We start from the raw sequence: 21048 nt of genomic DNA, 5'->3' as shown, positions 1-21048 counted from the left end.
ATCCCGCTATTTGCAGGGCAGTAAGACCCCCACCTCAAAATTCATCGGAAGCAAAGAAGTTAGGTGGGGGCCCTGCTGCCCGTAAAAGCCTGATTGGTGAGGGCTGATAATCAGTGGGGAATGAACAAAACCCCCACGGAATAAAGTTTCACTTTATTCCGCTAGTCGCGAATACCTAATGCGATTTTCGCCATACGTGACATACGTTCTTTCGACCACGGTGGATTCCAAACGACATTTACTTCTATTTCATTAACTTCAGGTACGTTTGTTGATAATACTTTTTTAACGTCTGATACGATTTGCCCAGCCATTGGACAACCGATAGAAGTCATAGTCATCGTAATGACAGCATTATTATTTTCATCTGCTGTAACATCATACACTAATCCAAGATTAACGATATCAACACCTAGTTCAGGGTCAATAACAGCTTCTAAATTATCCAATAATTTATTTTCAAATGCTTCTTGTGACATAAGCAGCCCCTCCTATATTTTAATGATATCGATTCTCATTATAACGGAAATGAGCATAATGTGCAGGAAATGAGCTCAAAAAAAATATCCCTCTTTGAAAGAGGGATATTTTTTGAAAATCTATTCTGTTTTAAAATGAGATACGAGTTGATCTAACTCTTCAACTGTTTGTTTCATTTTTCCAGCAGTTACTGTCATTTCATTCATAACGATAACTTTCTGTTCAGCAGATTGTGCCGTTGCGGCGGTTTCGCTGGATACTTCAGTCGAGATAGAAGCGATGTTATTAAGTGAAGCATTCATTTCTTCAGCACTTGCAGCCATCTCTTCAGCAGTTGCTGATATGTCTTGCATTTGAGTAGATACTTTATTTACTTGTTCTACAATTGTTGTGAAAGAAGTACCAGCTTCACGAATAACATGAATGCCTTCAAATGCTTCAAAACGGCCTTGAGACATCATAGAGCTAGCAGTTTCTGTATCATTTTGAATTTGATGTAGTAATTGATTAATGTCTGTTGCAGCTGTTTTAGATTGTTCAGCAAGCTTTCGAACTTCGTCAGCTACGACAGCAAATCCTTTTCCTTGCTCGCCAGCACGAGCTGCCTCAATAGAAGCATTTAAAGCAAGTAAGTTTGTTTGCTCAGCGATATTAGAAATAGATTGTACAGCAGTATCGATATATTTCGTATGAGTGATTAGACGTTCAACCACTTCTGACGTAGCATTTACAGCTTCGTGTATTGTTGTCATTTGTGAAACAGATTTTTGGATAACGGTACTTCCATCGCTAGCATGTTCAGATGTGGCAACAGCAAGTTCCGCTACAGATGAAGCAGATTCAGCAATACGCTGAACACTTACTGCCATATCGTCCATTGCAGTTGAACTTTCTTCCATACTAGAAGTTTGTGATTGAATACTTGCATTTAAGTTGGACATCGAGCTTTGGACTCTTACTGTCGCCTCACGTGATGTATTCGTTTTTTCTAGCATATTTTCAGAAGCAGTTTGTACTTCCACTGATGTTTTTTGAACACGATTAATGATATGTTGTAGGTTTTCTAACATTTTATTAAATGATGTTGCGATAGCACCGATTTCATCGTTGCTATTTACTTGTAGACGTGCCGTTAAGTCACCTTCTTGAGAGGCTAATTCTTTTAGTTTTGTGTCAATTTGTTGAATTGGTTTCACAAGTTTACCAGAGAACCACCATGCAAGAATAATTGCAGCGACAATACAAATAACAAGTGATAAGAAAATAACATATTCGATTAAGAGTGCAGATTGGTCAATTTTTTCAATAGATTGTTCACGTAATTTAGCTTGTTCATTACTGTAATTTGTGAAGTCACCAATTACTTTATAGACAGTTCCGTTCTCTGAAGAAGCTACTTGTAAAGCTTCTTCCCATTTTTGTTCTTTTGCAAGAGTAAATACTTTTTCTTCAACGAACTTTCTCCAAGTAGACCCTAATTCCATTGTACTTTTTACGGACGAAGAAGCATTTGGATTAGAAAGAAGTTTATCTTTTGAATCCTCAAGACGTTTACTCATCTCATTAAACTTGTCTAATTCGACTTGATCATGTTGTAGTAAATAACCTCTTAAAGCAGAGAGCTGTACTTGATAAGCGTCTCCACGTTCTTTTAATTCTGTTGCCAGTGGAGAAATTTCTTTTTGTAATGTTTCAGCTTTACGAGATTGGTCAATAGCAAAAAATAAAATAAATGCTAAGGCGATACCGAATAAAGCGCAAATCGTTCCCATCATGAACATAAGTTTTTTTCTGATACTTACAAAATTCATATAATAAAAAGCCTCCTTTGTGAAATCTTAGTATTAGAATTAATAAATGTAAAAAATTGAAAGAAAGCTTTACTCCAGTTGGAATAAAGCTTTCTTATTTCCTTTAGGAATTATAGCAGACGGAATGAGAGATAGAAAGAGATATTTTAAGGTAAAAAAAGTCCGCGACTCAATATACAATACATTTATGGACATGTCTTGCATCATTTCGTCACAATAGATGGTGGAGGTTCTGGTGAGGGAAAGTAGAGGAACTATTGGCCGGTGATAGGAACATATAAAAATAGCGTCGTAGAAAAAGAAAGAGTGGATTCCTTATGAGAGCTGGGATTCGCTTTTTGATTGCTATCGATAGTGAGACGTTAAGTAAACCTGATAGGAATGTTTATACAACATAAAAAGACGAGAATTCTCTCGTCTTTTTACACGGTTGAGCACGGATTAAGTGCAACAAAGTGTAGCTTTATTAATATCTTTTTCACGAATTTCTAAATTGCCTTTTTTATCAATTTTGTAAGGGATATCATTATTTTGTAGCTTTTTTAGTAAACTATTATTTTCTTGTACATTTTTCTCCCAAATAATATATCTTTCATTTTTGGTAGTATCATTAAAAAATATAAATCCGACTAAACATAAAAATAAAATTATTAATATTGAAATTAAAATATTAATTTTTTTCATGATGTACCTATTCCTAATCTGTTATTTATTGGTTAGTCCATAATAACCAGCCTTCGGGTTGTCTTATATATTTTAGTAAACCATTTCTTATATCCTGATTAAGATTATCTGCCAAACCTTGCGGCGTTAAAGCGTAACCATTAGCTGCCCGCCAATTATACATAATTCGGCCTCGTTCATTATTATAATAATCCATATCATGTAATTTCTTTTCTGTCATATTATATCTTTCATGATTATCTGCTACAATTTTAGCATTCGAACATCCTATACTTTTACACATAAGTGCATTCCAATATCCATGTCTAAATGCATCACCTTTTCCGTTATTTAGACTAGCTTTTGGATAATATGCTGTAGCCATATTAATTGCTGCGTTAGCATTTAGTCTAGCTTGACCACATTTATATGCACCTATTGACCTCAGACACGCTTGCATTTCTTCACTTTTTCCTAAAGCATTTGCAATGCTAGCACTACGTTGTACTCTTGTTTTAGGATTGTTTTCCTTTTCATTTACTAACTCATCAAATCTTTCATTACCTTCGTCTTCATTTTGAATCTGACCGTTCTCCATTTCTACAACCAACTGTTCAAAAGCAGCCATATACGCTTGTTCATTAACTGGAGCAGTTTCTGCTGCTGCGTTATTACCTACTGTCATCGTTAATAAGATACCAGATAGGATTCCGAATACTGTTTTCTTAAGCTTCAAATTCATTTACCCCCACGCTATTGTGTTTTTTATATATCTTGATATCACCCTACTTAGAAAATTTTAAATATTATTAATAGAAAATAAAAGACTGTTTACTAATGAATTTTTATGTTAAAATATGTAATTAAAGGTAATATAATTACATATTGTTAAATATTTACGTAGTAAAGTGAATGGTTATTTTAGAACCTGTCTAAAATCTTTTTAGTACAATCGTTACACCTGCCAATATAGTCAGCTTATTATATATTTTGCTTAGCGTGGTTTTCTCGAATGCTGGCGGTATCTCTGGTAAAGGGTTTTGAATAAACTAAGAAAGAGTAGAAAAGTATACATTTCTACTTTTCCATTGGATGTTGAGGTTCGTATTCCTGAACATTATCTTTCACGAGTGGTTCATGCAGCTGTAGAAACTATGGATCTCTCTCCTCTTATCTCGTTATCCAGGTGGTGGTAGACCACCTTACCATCCAAAAATAGATTGAAATGCGGTCTTATTTGTGTTGCTCATAATTTACGGAAGTGGGCAAGAACGGCTCAACTAAAAGGAGAAAATTCGAAATTTTAGGAGGGAATCAACAGTGTTCCTTTCCCTTAAAGTATTTTTTTACCCATATAAAGGAAAAACAAAGAGGTTGTCTACAAAAGGTAGTTTTTAGTGACCTTTTGAGACAGCCTCTTTCTAACAATTTGAAGCTCATAGAAGTATAAATGAAAGTTTCGTGTTAAATGTTTGTTTTGAAATGAGAAACGAGAATTTCAAGTTCTTGTACGATTGTTTTCATTTCAGATGATTTGTTAGCCACGATACTCATTTTGTTTACTTGATCACCAGCTGAATGTGCTGTTTGTGATGTTTCTGCAGCAACTTCGTTTGAAATAGAAGCGATATTATTTAAAGCTGCGTTCATTTCTTCAGAGCTTGCAGCCATCTCTTCAGCAGTTGCAGACATTTCTTGCATTTGCGTAGAGACTTTGTTAATGTGGTTAACAATTTCTGAGAATGAAGATCCAGCGGTACGAATAACCGTAATTCCTTCAGAAGCCTCTGCTTGACCTTGTGTCATCATGTCATTTGCTATTTTTGTATCGGCTTGAATTTGATGCAGTAAATGGTTAATGTCAGTTGCGGCTAGTTGAGATTGTTCAGCAAGTTTTCTAACTTCATCAGCAACAACAGCGAATCCTTTGCCGTGTTCACCAGCACGAGCTGCTTCAATAGAAGCATTTAAAGCGAGTAAATTTGTTTGCTCGGCGATATTAGAAATAGATTGAAGTGCAGTATCGATATGATTTGTATGTGTAATGAGTCGCTCAACTACTTGTGATGTAGCGTTAACAGCTTCGTTAATTGTATGCATTTGTGTAATAGATTTCTCAATGACTTTATTCCCATCATCTGCTTTTTCTGAGGTTGTGACAGCTAAACTAGTAACAGAAGAGGCGGCCTCAGCAATACGCTGAACACTCGTTGCCATGTCATCCATTGAGGTTGAACTTTCTTCAATGCTAGAAACTTGTGAACGAATATTGTGTTCAAGAGCATTCATAGTTTCTTGTGTCCTTGCGGTATTTTCCATAGAAGCGGTTGTTTCGATAAATACATTTTCGGAAGCTTCTTTTACACTTGTTGATGTTTGTTGAACTTGTTTTATTATATGCTGTAAGTTAGTGAGCATTTGATTAAAGGAATTTGCAATGTCACCAATTTCATCTTTACTCGTTACGTGTAATCTAGCCGTTAAATCTCCATCTTGAGAAGCTAATTCTTTCAACTTCTCATCAATTTGTCGAATTGGTTTAACGAGTTTACCAGAGAACCACCATGCTAATAAAATAGACGTTAATGTACATGTAATGAGTGAGAAGAAAATAATATATTGAATAAGTGATGAAGAAGACTCGACGTCAGCAATTAATGCGTCACGTTTCTCATTCTCTTCATTTGTATATTTATTAAAACGACCTAACAGATCATTTACATAATCTGTTTGTGCTAAAGCAATTTTAGATGCTTCGTCCCATTTTCCTTCATGCGCAAGAGGTAGTACCTCATTATCTATGACGCTACGCCATTTTCCTCCCATTAAAATGGCTTCTTTCATTCCTTCTGGGAGCTTCTTGTCACTTGTTACTTTCTCTCTAGTATCAGCTAATTTTTTCCCTTCTCGGTTGAACTTATCTAATCCTTTTTGATCATGTGATAGCAAATATTCTTGTAAACCAGCAACTTGTGCCTGGAACCAATCGCCACGTTCTTTTAAAATCGTCGCTCTTTTCGATACATCATTTTTTAACGTTTCGATTTCACTTGCTTGATTCATGGCGAATGAAAGAATAACAATAAGAGCAATGCTAAATAAAGAAGAAATGCTTAAGAGTGTGAACAGTAGTTTTTTTCGAATACTAACATATTTCATCGTTACCCCTACCCTCATTTAAATTGTTTATTATGATTTATAGATATTTGAAGCGGAATTAATAAAAACATTATTATGAAGTTATTAATCTGTTCAATGAAAATTATAGCAGATAATGGAAGGAGTCAGATTGGTATTAGAAAAAGTTCTTAAAATGTATACATTTGTATATCATAAAATCCATAAATAAATATTAGAAATGCTATTGAAATTTGAAATAACATCATGTATACTTCTAATTAGTTGATAACGATTATCAGTATCAACTAAAACATTACTCTTCGTTATGTTGGTCATACCCCTTTTTGACGACGTAAGTCAGAGACGAAATGTTGAAATATCTTGTGTCCTATTCTACAGAATTATGGTAATCTCCAACCTCAACTTATATGCGCGAGCATGCAAAAAGGATCCTATCCGTGAAGGGATCCTTTTTTGCATGCTCGCGCAATTATTGTATATAGACCGGGTATTTGTTCTTCAATTCCTTCTGGGGCAGTAGAAGGGAAGACCCACTTTTGATGAGGTCCCTGTTCTTCAATTAGTTTTTCAATCTTAAAATGTTCTTCGGCGAGTGTTGTAATAATTTCTCCTAATGTCCAGCGACGGATGGTTGTTTTCGGTAACGATTCTTTCTGCGCTTCTGTAAGAAGAATGCTATAAGCAACATCATCTTCAATCAATTCTTCATCGAAATAATTTCCACTTGCTCGAAACGATGGGTGGTCTACTCCTAATAGCTTTGTGTATATTGGATGGTAATCGCGAAGGATAAGTATTCCACCTGGCTTTAGTAGTTGAGAAATTTTTTTGAAAAGTGGTTTTAAATCTAGAAAGTAATGAAGTACACCAAGCTCCAGTAATACGATATCAAATGATTTGGAGAGATTTACATCTAGTACATCAGAAACGATGTAATGAATAGAGACGTCTGCGGCGGCAGCAAGTTCATTTGCATATTTTGCATTACTTGCTGAAATATCAACAACTGTTACGTCAGAGCCTAAAAGGGCGAGAGCAACGGCCTTATTCCCTTTTGATCCTAGTAAATTAATAATATGTTTTCCTTTCGGAGATTGTATGTAAGGTAAATAGTGATCTACCTCGCGCATAGGGTCTTCCATGATTTTTTTCGCATAATCCTCCGGTGCCCCATGGCGATTCGTCCAAGCTTCATAAGCAGCTGTATTCCAGCTTTTTTCATTAATAGTGCTTAGTTGTTTTTGGTTCAATGTTATCACTCCTTTTGTGAACGTATAGTTATTCGGCAGGGGGATGGGATTTCCTTTTCTTTCTGAATAAAAGTTTGATTTTTCTGTGATTAAGTCGTACAATACTTTTTATACGTAAAAGCGTTGAAAAGGAAAAGTAGGATGAACACATTCTTTCCAGAGAGCTTCGGTAGCTGAGAAGAAGCAAGAATATTCATTTGAACAATGGCCTTTGAGCTTCGTCCTGAACTTATCAAATGATAATAGTAGGCGGCGACGAGAGTTGGTACTCGTTATCAAAACCACAGTATAAGAGCATATAGCTCCGTACTTGTTAAGGCTAATTATGTGAGTAATTGGCGAAATAAGGTGGTACCGCGACTGTTTATACAGCCCCGCCCTTATCTTTTTTAAGATAAGGGCGGGGCTTTTTTATATTTAAAAGGAGGAATGTAAGATGAGTATTTTTATTGGAGGCGCTTGGCCGTATGCAAATGGCTCGTTACATCTTGGTCATATTGCGAGTTTGTTACCTGGAGATATTTTAGCACGTTATTACCGGGCAAAAGGTGAGAATGTGTTGTATGTTTCGGGCAGTGATTGTAATGGAACACCGATTGCAATTAGAGCAAAACAAGAAGGTGTGACAGCAAAAGAAATTGCTAATAAGTACCATGAAGAATTCCAGCGATGTTTTCGTGATCTCGGTTTTACGTATGATTGCTATACACGTACCGATAGCGAGCATCATCATGAAACTGTTCAAAAAGTTTTTTTACGTTTATTGGAAGAAGGCTATATTTATAAAAAAACAGTGGAACAAGCGTACTGTAAAACGTGTACGCAGTTTTTACCAGATCGTTATGTAGAAGGAATATGTCCACATTGCCATGAAGCAGCAAGAGGCGATCAATGCGATGCGTGTTCAGCTATTTTAGATCCACTCGATTTGTTAGAAAAGACATGCAAGTTATGTGGTAGTACACCATCTGTAGAGGAAACAGAGCATTTTTATTTTGCATTGCATACATTTCAGCAGCAAATTAAAAAAGTTGTAGAAATCGCAAAAGAAAAAGGAACATGGCGTGATAATGCAATTCAATTAACGGAAAGATATGTAAAGGAAGGCTTACAAGATAGGGCTGTATCAAGAGATTTACCAATCGGGGTACCAATTCCAGTGAAAGGGTATGAAGATAAGAAAATTTACGTATGGATAGAAGCAGTGGCAGGATATTATTCAGCGAGTAAATATTGGGCTGAAGAAACAGGAAAAGATGATCATGAGTTTTGGAATAGCGATGCGCAAACATATTATGTACACGGCAAGGATAATATTCCATTTCACTCCATCATTTGGCCAGCGGTTTTACTTGGAATAGGAGAGGAAGCAATCCCGCGTCATATCGTTTCGAATGAGTATTTAACAGTTGAAAAAAGAAAGTTATCTACGAGTAAAAACTGGGCAGTATGGGTGCCTGACATATTAGAACGTTACAATCCAGATTCTATTCGTTACTTTTTAACAGTAAATGCACCAGAAAATCGTGATACTGATTTTTCATGGCGTGAATTCATTTACAGTCATAATAGTGAACTGTTAGGTGCATACGGGAACTTCGTGAACCGGACATTAAAGTTTATTGAAAAATATTATGATGGCATTGTGCCGCAGGGAACTATCAATGTAGAACTGAAGGATAAAGTAGAAGGATTATATAAAAATGTAGGAGAGGCGATTGAGCAAACTACATTTAAGGTGGCGCTAGAAACAATATTCGATGCCGTACGTTTTGCAAATAAATACTTTGATGAGAGGCAGCCTTGGAAAGAAAGAGAAGATAATCCAGTTTCATGTGAAGAAACGATTTATAATTGTATTTATCTTATTGCTAATTTTGCAAATCTCCTTGAACCATTTTTACCATTTTCAAGTGAAAGAGTTCGAAGCACATTGTCGATTGTGAACCGAAATTGGGAACCGCAAAATACGTTGCCGAATAGAATTGATAGCGTGCAGCCATTATTTGAGCGAATCGATGTAAAACAAATTGAGCATGAGATAGAGAAGCTGTATGTAGCGGCAAAATGAGATAGAGAAAAAGACCTTTCAAGTAAATGAAAGGTCTTTTGTTATGCAGTATGATTCTCTTTCTTATCTTTCAAAAAGAAAAGTACAGCAAGGATTACAAGAATAATAGCTGCAATATCATACGTTATTTTAAATGTAGTATTAAAGTTTAAGTACTCTACGAAAGGAGTTTTCACTGCTCCTGCATATATACAAACGGGAATGAGAAGTAAATCGTAAAATTTCTTTTCTTTCATATATCTTATTAGGAAGAAGATACACATAATAGCAAAAAATACGATGCTTAAAATAGTCATTTATACCTCCCGATAAATTTACTTATTTTAATTGTAGTTATATTTTTATCCCGCATTAACGGGCAGTAAGACTCCACCTCAAAATTCAGCGAAAGCGAAGAAGTTAGGTGGGGATCAACTGCCCGTAAAAGCCCGATTGGTGAGGGCTGATAATCAGTGGGGGATGAACAAAACCCCCACTAATTAAAGTTTTACTTTATATAAATTCTGTATTTTTTTCAAGCGCTATGCACGCGATTATGTTTCCTTTCTTTCCTAGCCGTAAGCAGCTGGGGAGTGAAAATTCCAAGCAATATAAAAATAATTCCAATCCACTGCATGAAGGTTACGACTTCATGTACAAGTGTAATAGAAGCGATAATAGCAGTTGGTAATTCAGCTGCACCTAATATCGTGCTAAGTCCTGTTCCAACTTTTGGTACACCGATTGAAAAACAAATGACAGGTACAACAACGCCGAATAATCCGAGGAAGAAAGCATATTTCCATAGACCAGCTTGCAGGGCACCATCTGTTAAAAAGGTCGGCGGGAAGAATAGGCATACGATAAGAGTTGCACTTGTTGTCATAAGAAAGCTTTTCGTATAAGGGGGAACATCTGTAGCAACGCGTCCGCTTGCAAAAACATAGAATGAAAAAGAGACAGCAGCTAATAGTCCAAAGATAATCCCTTTCGTAGAAAAACTTTGTCCGAGGCCTTCAAATATACCACCTGCAAACAATGTACCAGCAAATAAAATAAGGATAGATATGATCTTATCGCGGCTTGGAAATGTTCGATTTGCAATTGCTTCGATAATGACACCAATCCAAGTGAACTGAAAGAGTAGGACGACAGCGATAGATGCGGGTAGCTCTTCTACAGAAATAGCGTAGAAAATTCCAGTCATACTCATTGTTGTTCCGACGGTTAGTAATGAAAAGAATTGTTTTTTTGTTACTTTATGACGTGAAAAGAAAAGAACGAGTAGAAATAGTCCAATCCATCCGAAGACATATTGTCCCCCTAATAGTTGATGTGCTGAAAATCCACTTAGGAATCCGAGTTTGAAAATAGTTGAAAGTATGCCGTAGCTGCAAGCACCGAATAAAACGAGCAATGAATATTTAAACTTATCCATAAAAAATCCTCCTTTTAAGTAATAAAAAACGCCCGCTATCCAAATAAGGATAACGGGCGAACGAAACAGAGTAAGACACTCTACAAAATTCCGCCACTCACACATAAAGTATGAGTTTGGGGTATGTAATTATAGTGAATGCTACATTGCTTTTGGGAATACAATGGAGCATTTTACACCTTGAGCTGTGTTTTGTATTCCGTAAGGAAATTGATGTTTATCTAATATTTGTTTCACGATATATAATCCAAGACCGCTACCTTGTACTAAACCGTGTTTATCAGGGTTTGCACGATAGAAAGGCTCAAATAAATGAGCAAGTTTATCTTCATCAATTTGTGAACCTGTATTTAATACTTCTAATGCGTAACCGTTTGTTTTTTCATAAAGCTTTATATATACGTGCTGGTGGTCAATTGTATAATGAATTGCATTTGAAATAATGTTAAAAATAGCAGTTTGAATAAATTTAGGATCAGCTAAAATTTGTACGTCGTGTTTAATATTAGATTGTACATTTAATTGTTTTACAGATACAAAGTAATCTACTTTCTTCATAACATCCTCAATAATATTAGATAAAGAAATGACTTCTAAATTCGGTTTAAATTGAGGGTTTTGTATTTTGGATAATTCCGACATTTTTTCCGTTAATATGTTAATATCTTGCATCATTTCATAGGAACGTTTTAAATATTTATCTCTATCTTTATAAGCTCCAATTCCGTGAATCATGCCATCTAGTTGTCCCATAACGGCTGCGATTGGTGTTTTTAATTCATGGGATACCATAGACATAAATTCTTTACGAGATTGCTCTAATTGTTGTTCCTTTTTGAGCTCATTTCTTAAATCTTGATTGCTTGCATGTAAATTCTTCACAATATTTGGTACTTGTGAAGCGGCTACTTGCAAATTAAAATCTGTTTGATCTGTATTTTTGTTAAGTAGTTTTTTATCTGAGAAATCAAGATTCATAATATCTTTTAAAGCATCGCTCATATATTGAAAAGGTTTGGCAATTAGTTTTGTATAAATTAAAGATCCGAGTAGTGATAATGCAAGCATTGTCGCGCCAATATGTGGAGCTAATTGCTGCAACGCATCTGCTAACTTTGGATTATCATTTATATCATTTATTTTACTTGCTGCATTTTGTGTATGTAAGGCATCATTATTAGCGGCTTTCTTTTCTGCTTCTGTAAGCGGATTAGAAGTGCTATTTTTCCCCGAAAGGTTTTGTGTATGTTCTTTTGCTTTTGCAGTTTGGCTAGGCTGCAAAAGGTGATTGATAGCTGTAGAAAGAGATTTATAATCTATAATAGAAGATTGGAAATTGGAAATACTTCCCTCTGACACAGCTTTATTTTGATTCGTTTTACTTTGATTGTTTTGCTTATCTAAATCCGCCTGTTCTGTAGTCGGCGTTCCATTTTCTTTCGCAAAATGTTCTTTATCGTAGTTTGAAGCTAGAAAGTAAATAATTTGATAAAGACAAAGTGATAAAAGAATACAAAATAATAAGGTTTTGATGAAAATATTTTTGGTGATGTTGTCTTTGCTACGATTCGATTTTGTAGCCAATGCCTTTCACCGTTTTAATATAAGTAATTCCTAATTTTTTTCTTAAGTTTTTAATATGTGTATCTATAACTCTTACATCACCATAATGTTCATAGCCCCATACCTTATTCAACAAATCACTTCTTGATAATACTTTTCCTCGATTTTGCAGTAAAGTATAAATAATTTCAAATTCTTTTGTTGTCAATTCAATTTGATTACCATGAACATAAGCTGCATATGCTGTAGAGTTTAACATCAATTCATGGAATTGTAGTATAGTTGCAGCTTCTGCTTCCTTCGTTGCTGCCCTTCTTAATACAGCCTCTACACGCTTAATAAATACAGTGTAATGGAACGGTTTCGTAATATAGTCATCAATACCTAACTCAAATCCTTTAATTTCACTTTCTTCATTATGTAAGCCTGTTAACATAATGATTGGTACATCAGATTGTCCTCGCATAATTTTACAAATACTATAGCCATCTATATCTGGTAACATTACATCGAGGAGGACAAGATCGTATGAATTTTTTTGGAAAAGAAGAATACCTTCTGTTCCAGCACCAACTACATCAACAGTAAAGTTTTGTGCCATTAGAAATTCACGAATTAGTTCTTGTATATCTGGGTTGTCTTCAATCACCAGTATATGCGTCATAGTAACACCTCCTAAATAACGCTTTTTACTGCAATATTCGAATTCATCATTTTTCGAGTGACTCAGATTGTTTATACATATAATAAGCCCCCGCTATAAAATAATCATGAAGGTAGCAAGGGGAATAGTTTAGTGTTACTGAATAGTTCAGAATTACAGTAGTTCTATTATAGTATGTATTATAAAATTTATAAAACATTATAACTGTATAATTTTAATATCTACGTTTATCAATGTTTAAATATCAGCTAATCAAATCTATTCCTATTATATATGTAAATACAGTTGTTTTGCTACTGTAAATGAATAAATAAAATAAGCCAAGACATAAAATTCTTGGCTACACATAAATCTTGTTTTTAGGCTATTTTACAGTGACAGTAGCTTGCTGCTGAACGCGCTCAAATAACCAGTGTATATCATTGTTATACATACGAATACAACCAAGTGTTGTTGCTTTGCCGATTGCTTGATTATTGTTAGTTCCGTGAATTGCATAAGTTGTTCCGTAAGTTCCTGCCATATTTAATCCGAGCCAACGGTCACCAAGTGGATTACGTGGATCGCCGCCTTTAATTTTGCCTGTATAATAAGGGCGGTTTTTAATTTTATTTACGATTTGAAAAGTTCCTTTAGGTGTAGGTGTTGCTGCTTTTCCAGTAGCGACAGTAAAACTTTTTATAAATTTTCCATCCTGATAATAATCCATTTTATTTAACTGAGTGTTTACGATTAATTGATCTTTCGTTGTAGCGGCCTCTGCGCTAGCGAATGGAAGAGTTAAAAATCCTAATGATAATAGTGCGCTTAATAATAATTTTTTCATTGTTATTCTCCTTTTACTATCGTAATAGTCTTACATACAATGAAGTTGTAATCCTCGTAAAGCTTTATTTACATTTTCATCTAATGTTTCAAAGAATGCAGTGATTTTGCTGTTGTGTTTGTTGTTTTTATCAATAAGTAATCTTTCATTTAATAAAAGCTCACCACGTAGTCCAAAACTTTGAACTTGAATATTTAGCTCATCTTCATTTTCAGAAATGATTGGTAAGAAATAATGAAAAGCTTTTGTTGGAATGATGTAGCTTTTGCCAATCATGCTTTCTTGATTTGAATTAATCCATTTTTTCGTGACAATTTTAATATTCTTTTTTGAAACGATAAAAGATAGTGTTGTAGATTTTGTTAAACTTACGTCAAATTCACTTGTTTCACACATGTGTAAATTAAAAACGGTTTCATTTTGATGAGATTCAACATTTGTATTAATAAAATCGTGCATTTTATATGCTTCCATTTCGTATTCACCCTTTTTTCAATTTCGAAAACGACTTATATTTATTCAAATTAATGCTTAGTCATATATTGGTTAAATTTTTCAACAAATTCCGATATAATCTTACAATACGTATATGAAGCTAATATGAAGTTAGGATGAGTTTGTGGTGGTTTTTTATTGAGAACAAAATTAGAGGGGTTTTTAAGTGTTAAAAAATGGATAAAACTTGCATGATATTAATGCGTCTTTTTGTTATTTCGAATTAAAAAATGATTTTTACTAATTAATAAAGAACGGAAATCATTAGTGTGACCCTTACAAAAATGTAATAAAAATGTAAGCTATTGTGATAGTTATTTCGACAATTTTTTTATACAATAATAGTAAGAAGTTGTACGTGATTGAAAGGAGAGATGACATGGAATGGATTCATGAATTATTTCAGCAATACGGGTACTATGTTGTACTTGTCGGCTTGCTGTTAGAATATATTGCACTTCCGTTTCCGGGAGAGCCCACATTAGCATATGCGGGATTTTTAGCGCAGAAGGGTGATTTAAGTTTACCGATTTTAATCATTCTATCCTTTATTGGGACAAGTGTAGGAATGACGATTCAATACTTTTTAGGAAATAAATTAGGTATGCCTTTCATTCAAAAGTATGGAAAATACGTATTTTTAACACAAAGAAAAATTGATTTAACGAGAATGTGGTTTGATAAGTATGGGTACTTCCTGATTTTTATTGGTTTCTTTATTCCTGGTGTACGTCATTTCACAGGATACTTTGCAGGAATTATTAATTTACCATTCCGTCGTTTTGCCATTACAATTTATTCAGGCGCTCTATTTTGGGTATCATTCTTCTTAATCGGTGGTTACTGGTTAGGTGGAAACTTACATGACATCTTTGGAGTGCTAGAAGATCATATCGGTAAAATCATTGTTGGAGTTATCGTTATCGTAGCAATTACGTTAGGTGTTCGTTTCCGCAAACAGTTAAAACGAGTATTACTACAAAACGCAAGCTAATATGAAATCCATTCTATGTCAGAATTTAGGAAGGCAGTGCAAAAGCACTGCCTTTTTTATTTTATTGTTAAGACTATGTTTAATGCACATTTTACATTCTTTATAGGAATTTGATACAGGATAAGAAATAAGTATCTTGTCAATTATTATAGTCGTAATGACAATTATAATTGACAAAAATAAGGATATTATTTACAATTTTAATTAAATAAATGAAAAAGAGGGAAGACATGAAGCTTCAAAATCGAGTGAGGGAATTGCGAGCAAAGCATCGTTTATCACAAGGGGATTTAGGGAAAGCGATTGGATCATCACGGCAAACGATTAGTTTAATTGAGCGCGGGGATTATGCACCATCTATTGTATTGTCGTTAAAAATCGCACAAATTTTCAATGTATCGGTGGAGGAAATATTCACGTTAGTGGAGGGGGAAGAGGATGATGAAGAGTAAACGAAAAAAACAATTTGATTCTGTGGGGAAAATAGCATTAAGTATGATGGGTGGCTTTTTAACGTCTTATATAGCTTTAAATTTACTCTCGGATGAACCGAGAAAATTATCATCCAATACATTTATAGGCATATGTACTATTTTTGGAATCTTAATGATGTACTACACTTGGAAGAATACGCGTATGTTAGCGGAGGCACGCGATGAAGAAGAGAGCGTACAAGGCAGAAAATTAGGCATTATAAGTATATATTTACGTGTAGGTGATATAGTGACGCAGGCATGGTTTGTATATGCAGTTATTACATGTAGACGTGCACTGTTGCAGGATACTAATGTTTCATTTGCGGTGTGGAATTTAGTAGCTTCTATTGTTTGTTTAACTACTGTAGTGATTATCGGGCTCATAACAAAAAATCGTTATAATAAGCTATACCCTGAACAAGGTGTAACGTATATGGAATCTATGAAAATGTGGACGAAAAACGCAGATGAAGGATTAAAGCACATTGTGCATGAGGCTGGATATAAAGCGTATGAATTTACGAATACAATATTGGCATATGTATGGTGGGCTGCCGTTATATATACAGCTGCTAGTGATATCGATTTTGTATTAATTGGCTTAATCTCATTTATTTGGATATTGCATCTCGGGAAGTTCATGTACGAAATGCAGAGAAAAATGATTTATTAAGGGGAGAAAAAGGTGGATATTTTAAGAAGGCCAGCTGGCTCAATGACAGTGGCGCTAATTCTGTCCATTTTATACGGAGTAATCCGAACTGGGAAATTAGAAGTAATTTTGAACCTATGGGCAATAGTTGGAATTTCATTGTTAGTGTTAGCCATTCATGAGCTAGGACATGTAGTATTTGGTGTAATAGGTGGTTTAACATTTAAATTTATGACAGTAGGACCCATTACTATTCAAAAAGAAAAGGGAAAATTATGCATTCGAGAAAATAAATTATGGGCGTACTTTGGAGGTGTTGCAACATTAGTACCACCTTCTATAGAGACACCGAATCTTTCGAAAAAGTGGGCGTGGCTCACTTTAGGTGGACCGATTACGAGTTTACTATTTGGTATTACTTCCGGTTACATATACATGGTGAGTTATTATCAATATCTTTTATATTTTTCCTTTTTCCATTTTGCAATCTTTGCGGTTACAATTGTGCCGATAAAAGGAATGCTTATGAGTGATGGGATGCAATTTCTTATTTTAATTAAAGATGATGAAAGAGCTAGAAATCACTTATATGAGATTCAAATATCGAGTGAGTTATTTAGTTATAAAAGACCGAAAGATTGGGATGAAAGATTAGTAGAACTTAGTGAGGAGAAAATAAAAGAGAATAAAGGGATAAGGGAGATAATGAGTAGACTTATGCTCGTCTTTTTTGCTCGTGCAGATCAAGAGGGAATGGAAAGAGCGATACCGTATATAGAACGAATTGTTCAATTACCTGTAACGAAAGAAAATAAGTTTTTCGTTAGTAGTTTTCATAGTTGGTACCTTTTATATAAAGCCCTTTATCAGATGGATAGTCTTTCTTTGCAAGAAGCAAAGGAACATGCAAAGGCTATTACAAAAATGGACCTAAGTGGATATTACCGTACACAAGGGATTATTAAATATGTAGAGGGCAATATGGAAGCGTCCCGTACTTATATGAAGAAAGCCGATCAAGAATTAAAGAGCGCCGAGAAGAGTGAGATGGGATATTTACAATTAGAAAGAGAATGGTTTAAGCAGCTGAAAGAGAGGGTATCTTACGATGGGTGAGGTATCCTCTTTTTTATATGTCATCTTATGCCGTTCCATAAACAGCCTAGGGCGAGTAAAATGAGATAAGAAGAGCAAAGCTTGGAGGAAGTAAATATGGAAATCTTATCAATTATTTTGATAGTCTTGCTCATTTATGTTGTTTTTAAAGTGGCATATGTAGCATTAAAGATACTCGCGATCCTATTAATTATCTTTTTAATCGTAGAGTTCGGCAGTAAGTTGCTTGGGGGATAGGGTATGTTGTGCGTTTTGAGTGTCGAAGGATGTCGGTAAATCGATATCCTGTGCCGAATCGTTGATATAATGAAAAAATCGTTGATATAAGTGGAGAAACAATCGATATATTTGAAAAATCGTTGATATATTTTAGTGAATACGAAGTGGGGTATATGGAAAAGAAGTTGCCGTGAGGGTAACTTCTTTTTATCGTGATGCGGGGATATGCAAACCAACATAAAAAAGCTGGAAGAGTATCTTCCAGCTTAAGAGTTACTTTCGATTTGGCGACCGCTATCTTCTTCATTGTCTTGTAATAGGTTGAATACGTCTGCTAGGCAGAATGCAATGAACCAAGTCCATAGACCGTGGAAGAAAGCTGAGCTTAATTGAAGTGGTAATGTATAGTTTGTCATTGAGTAGGAAATACATCCACCAACGATACCGATCATTGTTAATAACATTGTTTTCTGAGCATTTTCTTCTGGATTGAAGAGGAAGTAAATGTATCCGCCTAAAATTGAAGCGCTTACAAGTGTTTCGATTCCATTAAAAATGATATTCTCTCCAAGCTGTGTGTTTGTCCAGAAACAAATCGTACCGCCGATAATAGCAAACAGGACAGCTATTGTATATCGTATATATTGATTCATATGTTCATCTCCCTATGTAATAAGATGATTTGGAAGTCAAAAAGGTAGGTATAGTATATTGAAGTGAGTTTTAATTGTACGTATCTTTTTATAAAAAGATCATTGAAGAGTAACTAAGATGATCGGTTGTTTAAACCGTTACGTGTATGGTGTCTGAAATATACCCGACTGCTCGTTTCTTTTTGCTTGTAAAATAAGAGAAACTTCCAAGTCTATATACTCTTTTTTTGTGAGTCTGCTTTCATTATAACACATTTAGGGACATAATAATAGAATTATCTGATTTTGTAATAAGTGTAAAAAATAAAAAGCGTAAGGAAATACCATTAACAATGCAGTTTAGTGGAAGAAGGATTTTAATTTATTATGATGAAATATGTAATCAAGGTGAGATCTAAGAAGGAGGCTTAAATACAATAAAAAATGTTTTGTAGCATGAATGTAAGGGAGGGGAGCTAACTTGGAGATCACAACAGAAAGATTAATAATTAGACCTTTTAAGAGTACTGATTTACAGGATGTATTTGCTATTTATAATAATGATGATACATGTAAGTTCCTATTACATAATAAGTGGACTCATGAAGACATGCAGAAAAGATTTAATAAGAAGCTAGCAAACAATGCACTTACTGAAGAATCAATATTAAGTTTGGCAGTTATATACAAGACTAAAGTAGTTGGTGACTTATCCGTATGGTACACAAATATGAAGGATACTGTTGAGATTGGTTATAGTTTTTCAAATGAAGTAGTTGGAAGAGGTTTGGCAACAGAAGCAGTAAGTAGTTTGGTGTTTAAATTATTTAATGAATGTAATGTACATCGTATACAAGCTAATCTTGATGCACGTAATACAGCTTCAAAAAAATTGTGTGAACGAATAGGTATGAGAAAGGAAGCCCATTTCATACAAGATTTTTGGAATAAAAATGAATGGACAGATAGTTTTGTATATGGAATGTTATCCTCCGATTTGTAGTAATAAACTTCGTGATTTTATTATGCTAAAGGGTGCGTTAGTTGAATAACAAAGGGCATAACATAGTATATATGACTAATATGTTATGCCCTTTAATGTATTAACCTTTTTTATATACGTTTGAAACGGCCGACAATTTCAACTGTTTCAGTAATGTTCATAAATGCTTTGTTATCCACTTGACGGATAATACGTTTCATTTCGCCTAACTCATAGCGAGTCACGACAGTGTAAATCATTTTTTTCTTATGGTTTGTATAGCCGCCGACAGCGTCTACCATTGTCACCCCGCGTATGCCGTGATGTAGTAGTGCGCTTTTTATTTCCTCGCCTTTTTCTGTAATAGTCATTATCGTTAATTTAATATGTTTCGTATGCACAGCATCGATAACTTTGCTGACTACAAATCGACTAATTAACGTATAAAGTGTAATATCCCATCCGAAAATAAAACCTGCTGCGACAAGTAAGATTAAGTTGAATACAAATATGATTGCTCCAATTGAAACATCTCGATATTTTGCTACAATCAATCCAACAACATCAAAACCACCTGTTGAAGAAGCAAATCGGAATATAATTCCTGAAGCTGCTCCGCAGATAACACCACCGAATACAGAAGAAAGTAAAATATCGTCTGAAACTTGGTGTACCGGGATAATATTCATCGCTAAAGATGACACAGCTACAAAGTACGCTGTTAAAAAGGTTGTCTTCTTGCCTAAGTAAAAGTGACTTAAAATAAGAAGAGGAATGTTTAGTAAAAAGATAAGTGCACCGATATTGTAGTGCATTAAATAACCGATAATCATCCCTACACCAGCGAATCCACCGCTAATCATATTATGCGGGATAAAAAACATATTCATAGAAATTGCATACAAAATAGAAGCTATAAAAATAACAACCAACTGTATCATAAATTCTAAATGAAATGTTTTAGCTGCTGGGAAGGATAAAAAGGCGGTGTCGGGAACGTAATCGGCGTCTCCTAGTTGACCCATAGTATGTTTCATCTCCATATTCATTTTTGATTACAAGAAGAGAATAAAGGTTTTTTCAAAAACTGGCAATAGTTTTATTATAATGCAAAAATTTTATAAATTTCTAATAAATCAAGCCTATTCATTGATGTGCGTGAATATACTAAAGAAAGCGAATCCAACGTTTCTTAATTATTGTTTTCTTGAGAAAATATGCAAAATACTTTTTTTGAAAATAAAAGGAAATAGAGAATGTTTGCCTAATGTGCTAAAATGACCTTATTAAGGATGTGAAGCGATGGAATTTTTATTGCAGGATGCAATTTTATATATATCGTTTGTAACGACGGCACTTTGTTTATTAGAAGTTTTCTTCCTTGCTAATGTTTCTCGCTTTGTGCGTCAACAAGCATCAAGCGGTAGACAAAGAGCTTTTGCGTTAGTTGATACATGTGAAGATAGTGCGGGAAATGTACCGCTATTTTCTATTTTTTATAAATATGGAATGATTCGTTCTGTACGTAGACAAGAATCAAGTGAAGAGAATGATGAGGTCGGTCCGTATACACCAATGTTTCGCTAAATAATTACG

At 34.6% G+C, this 21048-nt stretch carries 22 protein-coding genes and 1 other annotated feature; of the genes, 8 read left to right on the top strand and 14 right to left on the bottom strand.

Annotation, left to right across the window (positions count from 1 at the left end; translation table 11 throughout):
* Positions 1-161: 161 nt before the first annotated feature.
* From DOS87_RS27460 to DOS87_RS27435, 6 genes are all read right to left on the bottom strand, one after another.
* Entirely contained in the window at positions 162-479 is a 318-nt protein-coding gene (locus tag DOS87_RS27460) for a metal-sulfur cluster assembly factor (RefSeq protein WP_000076424.1), read from the bottom strand.
* A 120-nt stretch (positions 480-599) separates the two neighbouring features.
* Entirely contained in the window at positions 600-2291 is a 1692-nt protein-coding gene (locus DOS87_RS27455; RefSeq protein WP_208730153.1) for a methyl-accepting chemotaxis protein, read from the bottom strand.
* 441 nt (positions 2292-2732) lie between these two features.
* The gene (locus DOS87_RS27450) at positions 2733-2975 is read right to left on the bottom strand and encodes a hypothetical protein (RefSeq protein ID WP_000723536.1); all 243 of its coding nucleotides are present in this window, start codon (positions 2973-2975) and stop codon (positions 2733-2735) included.
* A 25-nt stretch (positions 2976-3000) separates the two neighbouring features.
* Complete coding sequence (locus DOS87_RS27445) at positions 3001-3696, bottom strand: DUF6973 domain-containing protein (protein WP_261795554.1); 696 nt, start codon at positions 3694-3696, stop codon at positions 3001-3003.
* A gap of 722 nt (positions 3697-4418) precedes the next feature.
* Complete coding sequence (locus tag DOS87_RS27440) at positions 4419-6113, bottom strand: methyl-accepting chemotaxis protein (RefSeq protein ID WP_098425135.1); 1695 nt, start codon at positions 6111-6113, stop codon at positions 4419-4421.
* A 413-nt stretch (positions 6114-6526) separates the two neighbouring features.
* A complete protein-coding gene (locus tag DOS87_RS27435) occupies positions 6527-7345 on the bottom strand; it encodes a class I SAM-dependent methyltransferase (RefSeq protein ID WP_001072254.1) in 819 nt (272 codons plus the stop codon).
* Between the two features lie 114 nt (positions 7346-7459).
* Positions 7460-7730 (top strand) — a binding site (T-box leader).
* Between the two features lie 51 nt (positions 7731-7781).
* Here DOS87_RS27435 and metG point away from each other — a divergent pair.
* Complete coding sequence (metG, locus tag DOS87_RS27430) at positions 7782-9416, top strand: methionine--tRNA ligase (protein WP_000021589.1); 1635 nt, start codon at positions 7782-7784, stop codon at positions 9414-9416.
* Positions 9417-9457: 41 nt separating this feature from the next.
* Here the strand turns inward: metG and DOS87_RS27425 are convergent, their stop codons facing one another.
* The 6 genes from DOS87_RS27425 to DOS87_RS27400 form a co-directional block, all read right to left on the bottom strand.
* Positions 9458-9712: a hypothetical protein gene (locus DOS87_RS27425; RefSeq protein WP_000154129.1), complete on the bottom strand. Its 255-nt coding sequence runs from the start codon at positions 9710-9712 to the stop codon at positions 9458-9460.
* A 218-nt stretch (positions 9713-9930) separates the two neighbouring features.
* Complete coding sequence (locus tag DOS87_RS27420) at positions 9931-10833, bottom strand: EamA family transporter (protein WP_000357151.1); 903 nt, start codon at positions 10831-10833, stop codon at positions 9931-9933.
* Positions 10834-10974: 141 nt separating this feature from the next.
* Positions 10975-12417 (bottom strand): sensor histidine kinase, encoded by a 1443-nt coding sequence (locus DOS87_RS27415; RefSeq protein ID WP_208730151.1) that lies wholly within the window; start codon positions 12415-12417, stop codon positions 10975-10977.
* Entirely contained in the window at positions 12395-13060 is a 666-nt protein-coding gene (locus DOS87_RS27410) for a response regulator transcription factor (protein ID WP_000148834.1), read from the bottom strand. The genes DOS87_RS27415 and DOS87_RS27410 overlap by 23 nt, the downstream gene beginning before the upstream one ends.
* A 364-nt stretch (positions 13061-13424) precedes the next feature.
* Positions 13425-13886, bottom strand: coding sequence for a L,D-transpeptidase (locus DOS87_RS27405; RefSeq protein WP_000735061.1), 462 nt, complete (start codon positions 13884-13886; stop codon positions 13425-13427).
* 30 nt (positions 13887-13916) lie between these two features.
* Entirely contained in the window at positions 13917-14360 is a 444-nt protein-coding gene (locus DOS87_RS27400; RefSeq protein WP_000388763.1) for a DUF3978 domain-containing protein, read from the bottom strand.
* Between the two features lie 400 nt (positions 14361-14760).
* On the opposite strand from DOS87_RS27400, the gene DOS87_RS27395 reads away from it, so the two are divergent.
* The 5 genes from DOS87_RS27395 (at position 14761) to DOS87_RS27375 (ending at position 17856) form a co-directional block, all read left to right on the top strand.
* On the top strand, positions 14761-15375 hold the full coding sequence (locus DOS87_RS27395) for a DedA family protein (RefSeq protein ID WP_000454764.1): 615 nt from the start codon (positions 14761-14763) through the stop codon (positions 15373-15375).
* Between the two features lie 230 nt (positions 15376-15605).
* Positions 15606-15827 (top strand): helix-turn-helix transcriptional regulator, encoded by a 222-nt coding sequence (locus DOS87_RS27390; RefSeq protein ID WP_000776170.1) that lies wholly within the window; start codon positions 15606-15608, stop codon positions 15825-15827.
* Positions 15817-16524 (top strand): DUF3169 family protein, encoded by a 708-nt coding sequence (locus tag DOS87_RS27385; RefSeq protein ID WP_000837717.1) that lies wholly within the window; start codon positions 15817-15819, stop codon positions 16522-16524. The genes DOS87_RS27390 and DOS87_RS27385 overlap by 11 nt, the downstream gene beginning before the upstream one ends.
* Positions 16525-16566: 42 nt before the next feature.
* A complete protein-coding gene (locus DOS87_RS27380) occupies positions 16567-17619 on the top strand; it encodes a zinc metalloprotease (protein ID WP_208730391.1) in 1053 nt (350 codons plus the stop codon).
* A 96-nt stretch (positions 17620-17715) separates the two neighbouring features.
* Complete coding sequence (locus DOS87_RS27375) at positions 17716-17856, top strand: DUF3985 family protein (protein WP_000404758.1); 141 nt, start codon at positions 17716-17718, stop codon at positions 17854-17856.
* Between the two features lie 248 nt (positions 17857-18104).
* On the opposite strand, the gene DOS87_RS27370 is transcribed toward DOS87_RS27375, so the two are convergent.
* Positions 18105-18491 (bottom strand): DUF3938 domain-containing protein, encoded by a 387-nt coding sequence (locus tag DOS87_RS27370; protein ID WP_001077773.1) that lies wholly within the window; start codon positions 18489-18491, stop codon positions 18105-18107.
* 460 nt (positions 18492-18951) lie between these two features.
* Here DOS87_RS27370 and DOS87_RS27365 point away from each other — a divergent pair, with 460 nt between their 5' ends.
* Positions 18952-19473, top strand: a complete 522-nt coding sequence (locus DOS87_RS27365) for a GNAT family N-acetyltransferase (RefSeq protein ID WP_000406909.1) — start codon at positions 18952-18954, stop codon at positions 19471-19473.
* Between the two features lie 110 nt (positions 19474-19583).
* On the opposite strand, the gene DOS87_RS27360 is transcribed toward DOS87_RS27365, so the two are convergent.
* A complete protein-coding gene (locus DOS87_RS27360; RefSeq protein ID WP_000530044.1) occupies positions 19584-20477 on the bottom strand; it encodes a YitT family protein in 894 nt (297 codons plus the stop codon).
* 277 nt (positions 20478-20754) lie between these two features.
* Between DOS87_RS27360 and DOS87_RS27355 the strand changes: the two genes are divergently transcribed.
* A complete protein-coding gene (locus DOS87_RS27355; protein WP_000394930.1) occupies positions 20755-21039 on the top strand; it encodes a hypothetical protein in 285 nt (94 codons plus the stop codon).
* The last annotated feature ends 9 nt before the right edge of the window (positions 21040-21048 follow it).

This window comes from Bacillus sp. CR71, from assembly GCF_003429245.1.
Classification (GTDB): Bacteria; Bacillota; Bacilli; order Bacillales; family Bacillaceae_G; genus Bacillus_A; species Bacillus_A thuringiensis_S.
Note: the sequence above shows the minus strand (reverse complement) of the source record. Positions and strands in the feature narration are given on the sequence as shown.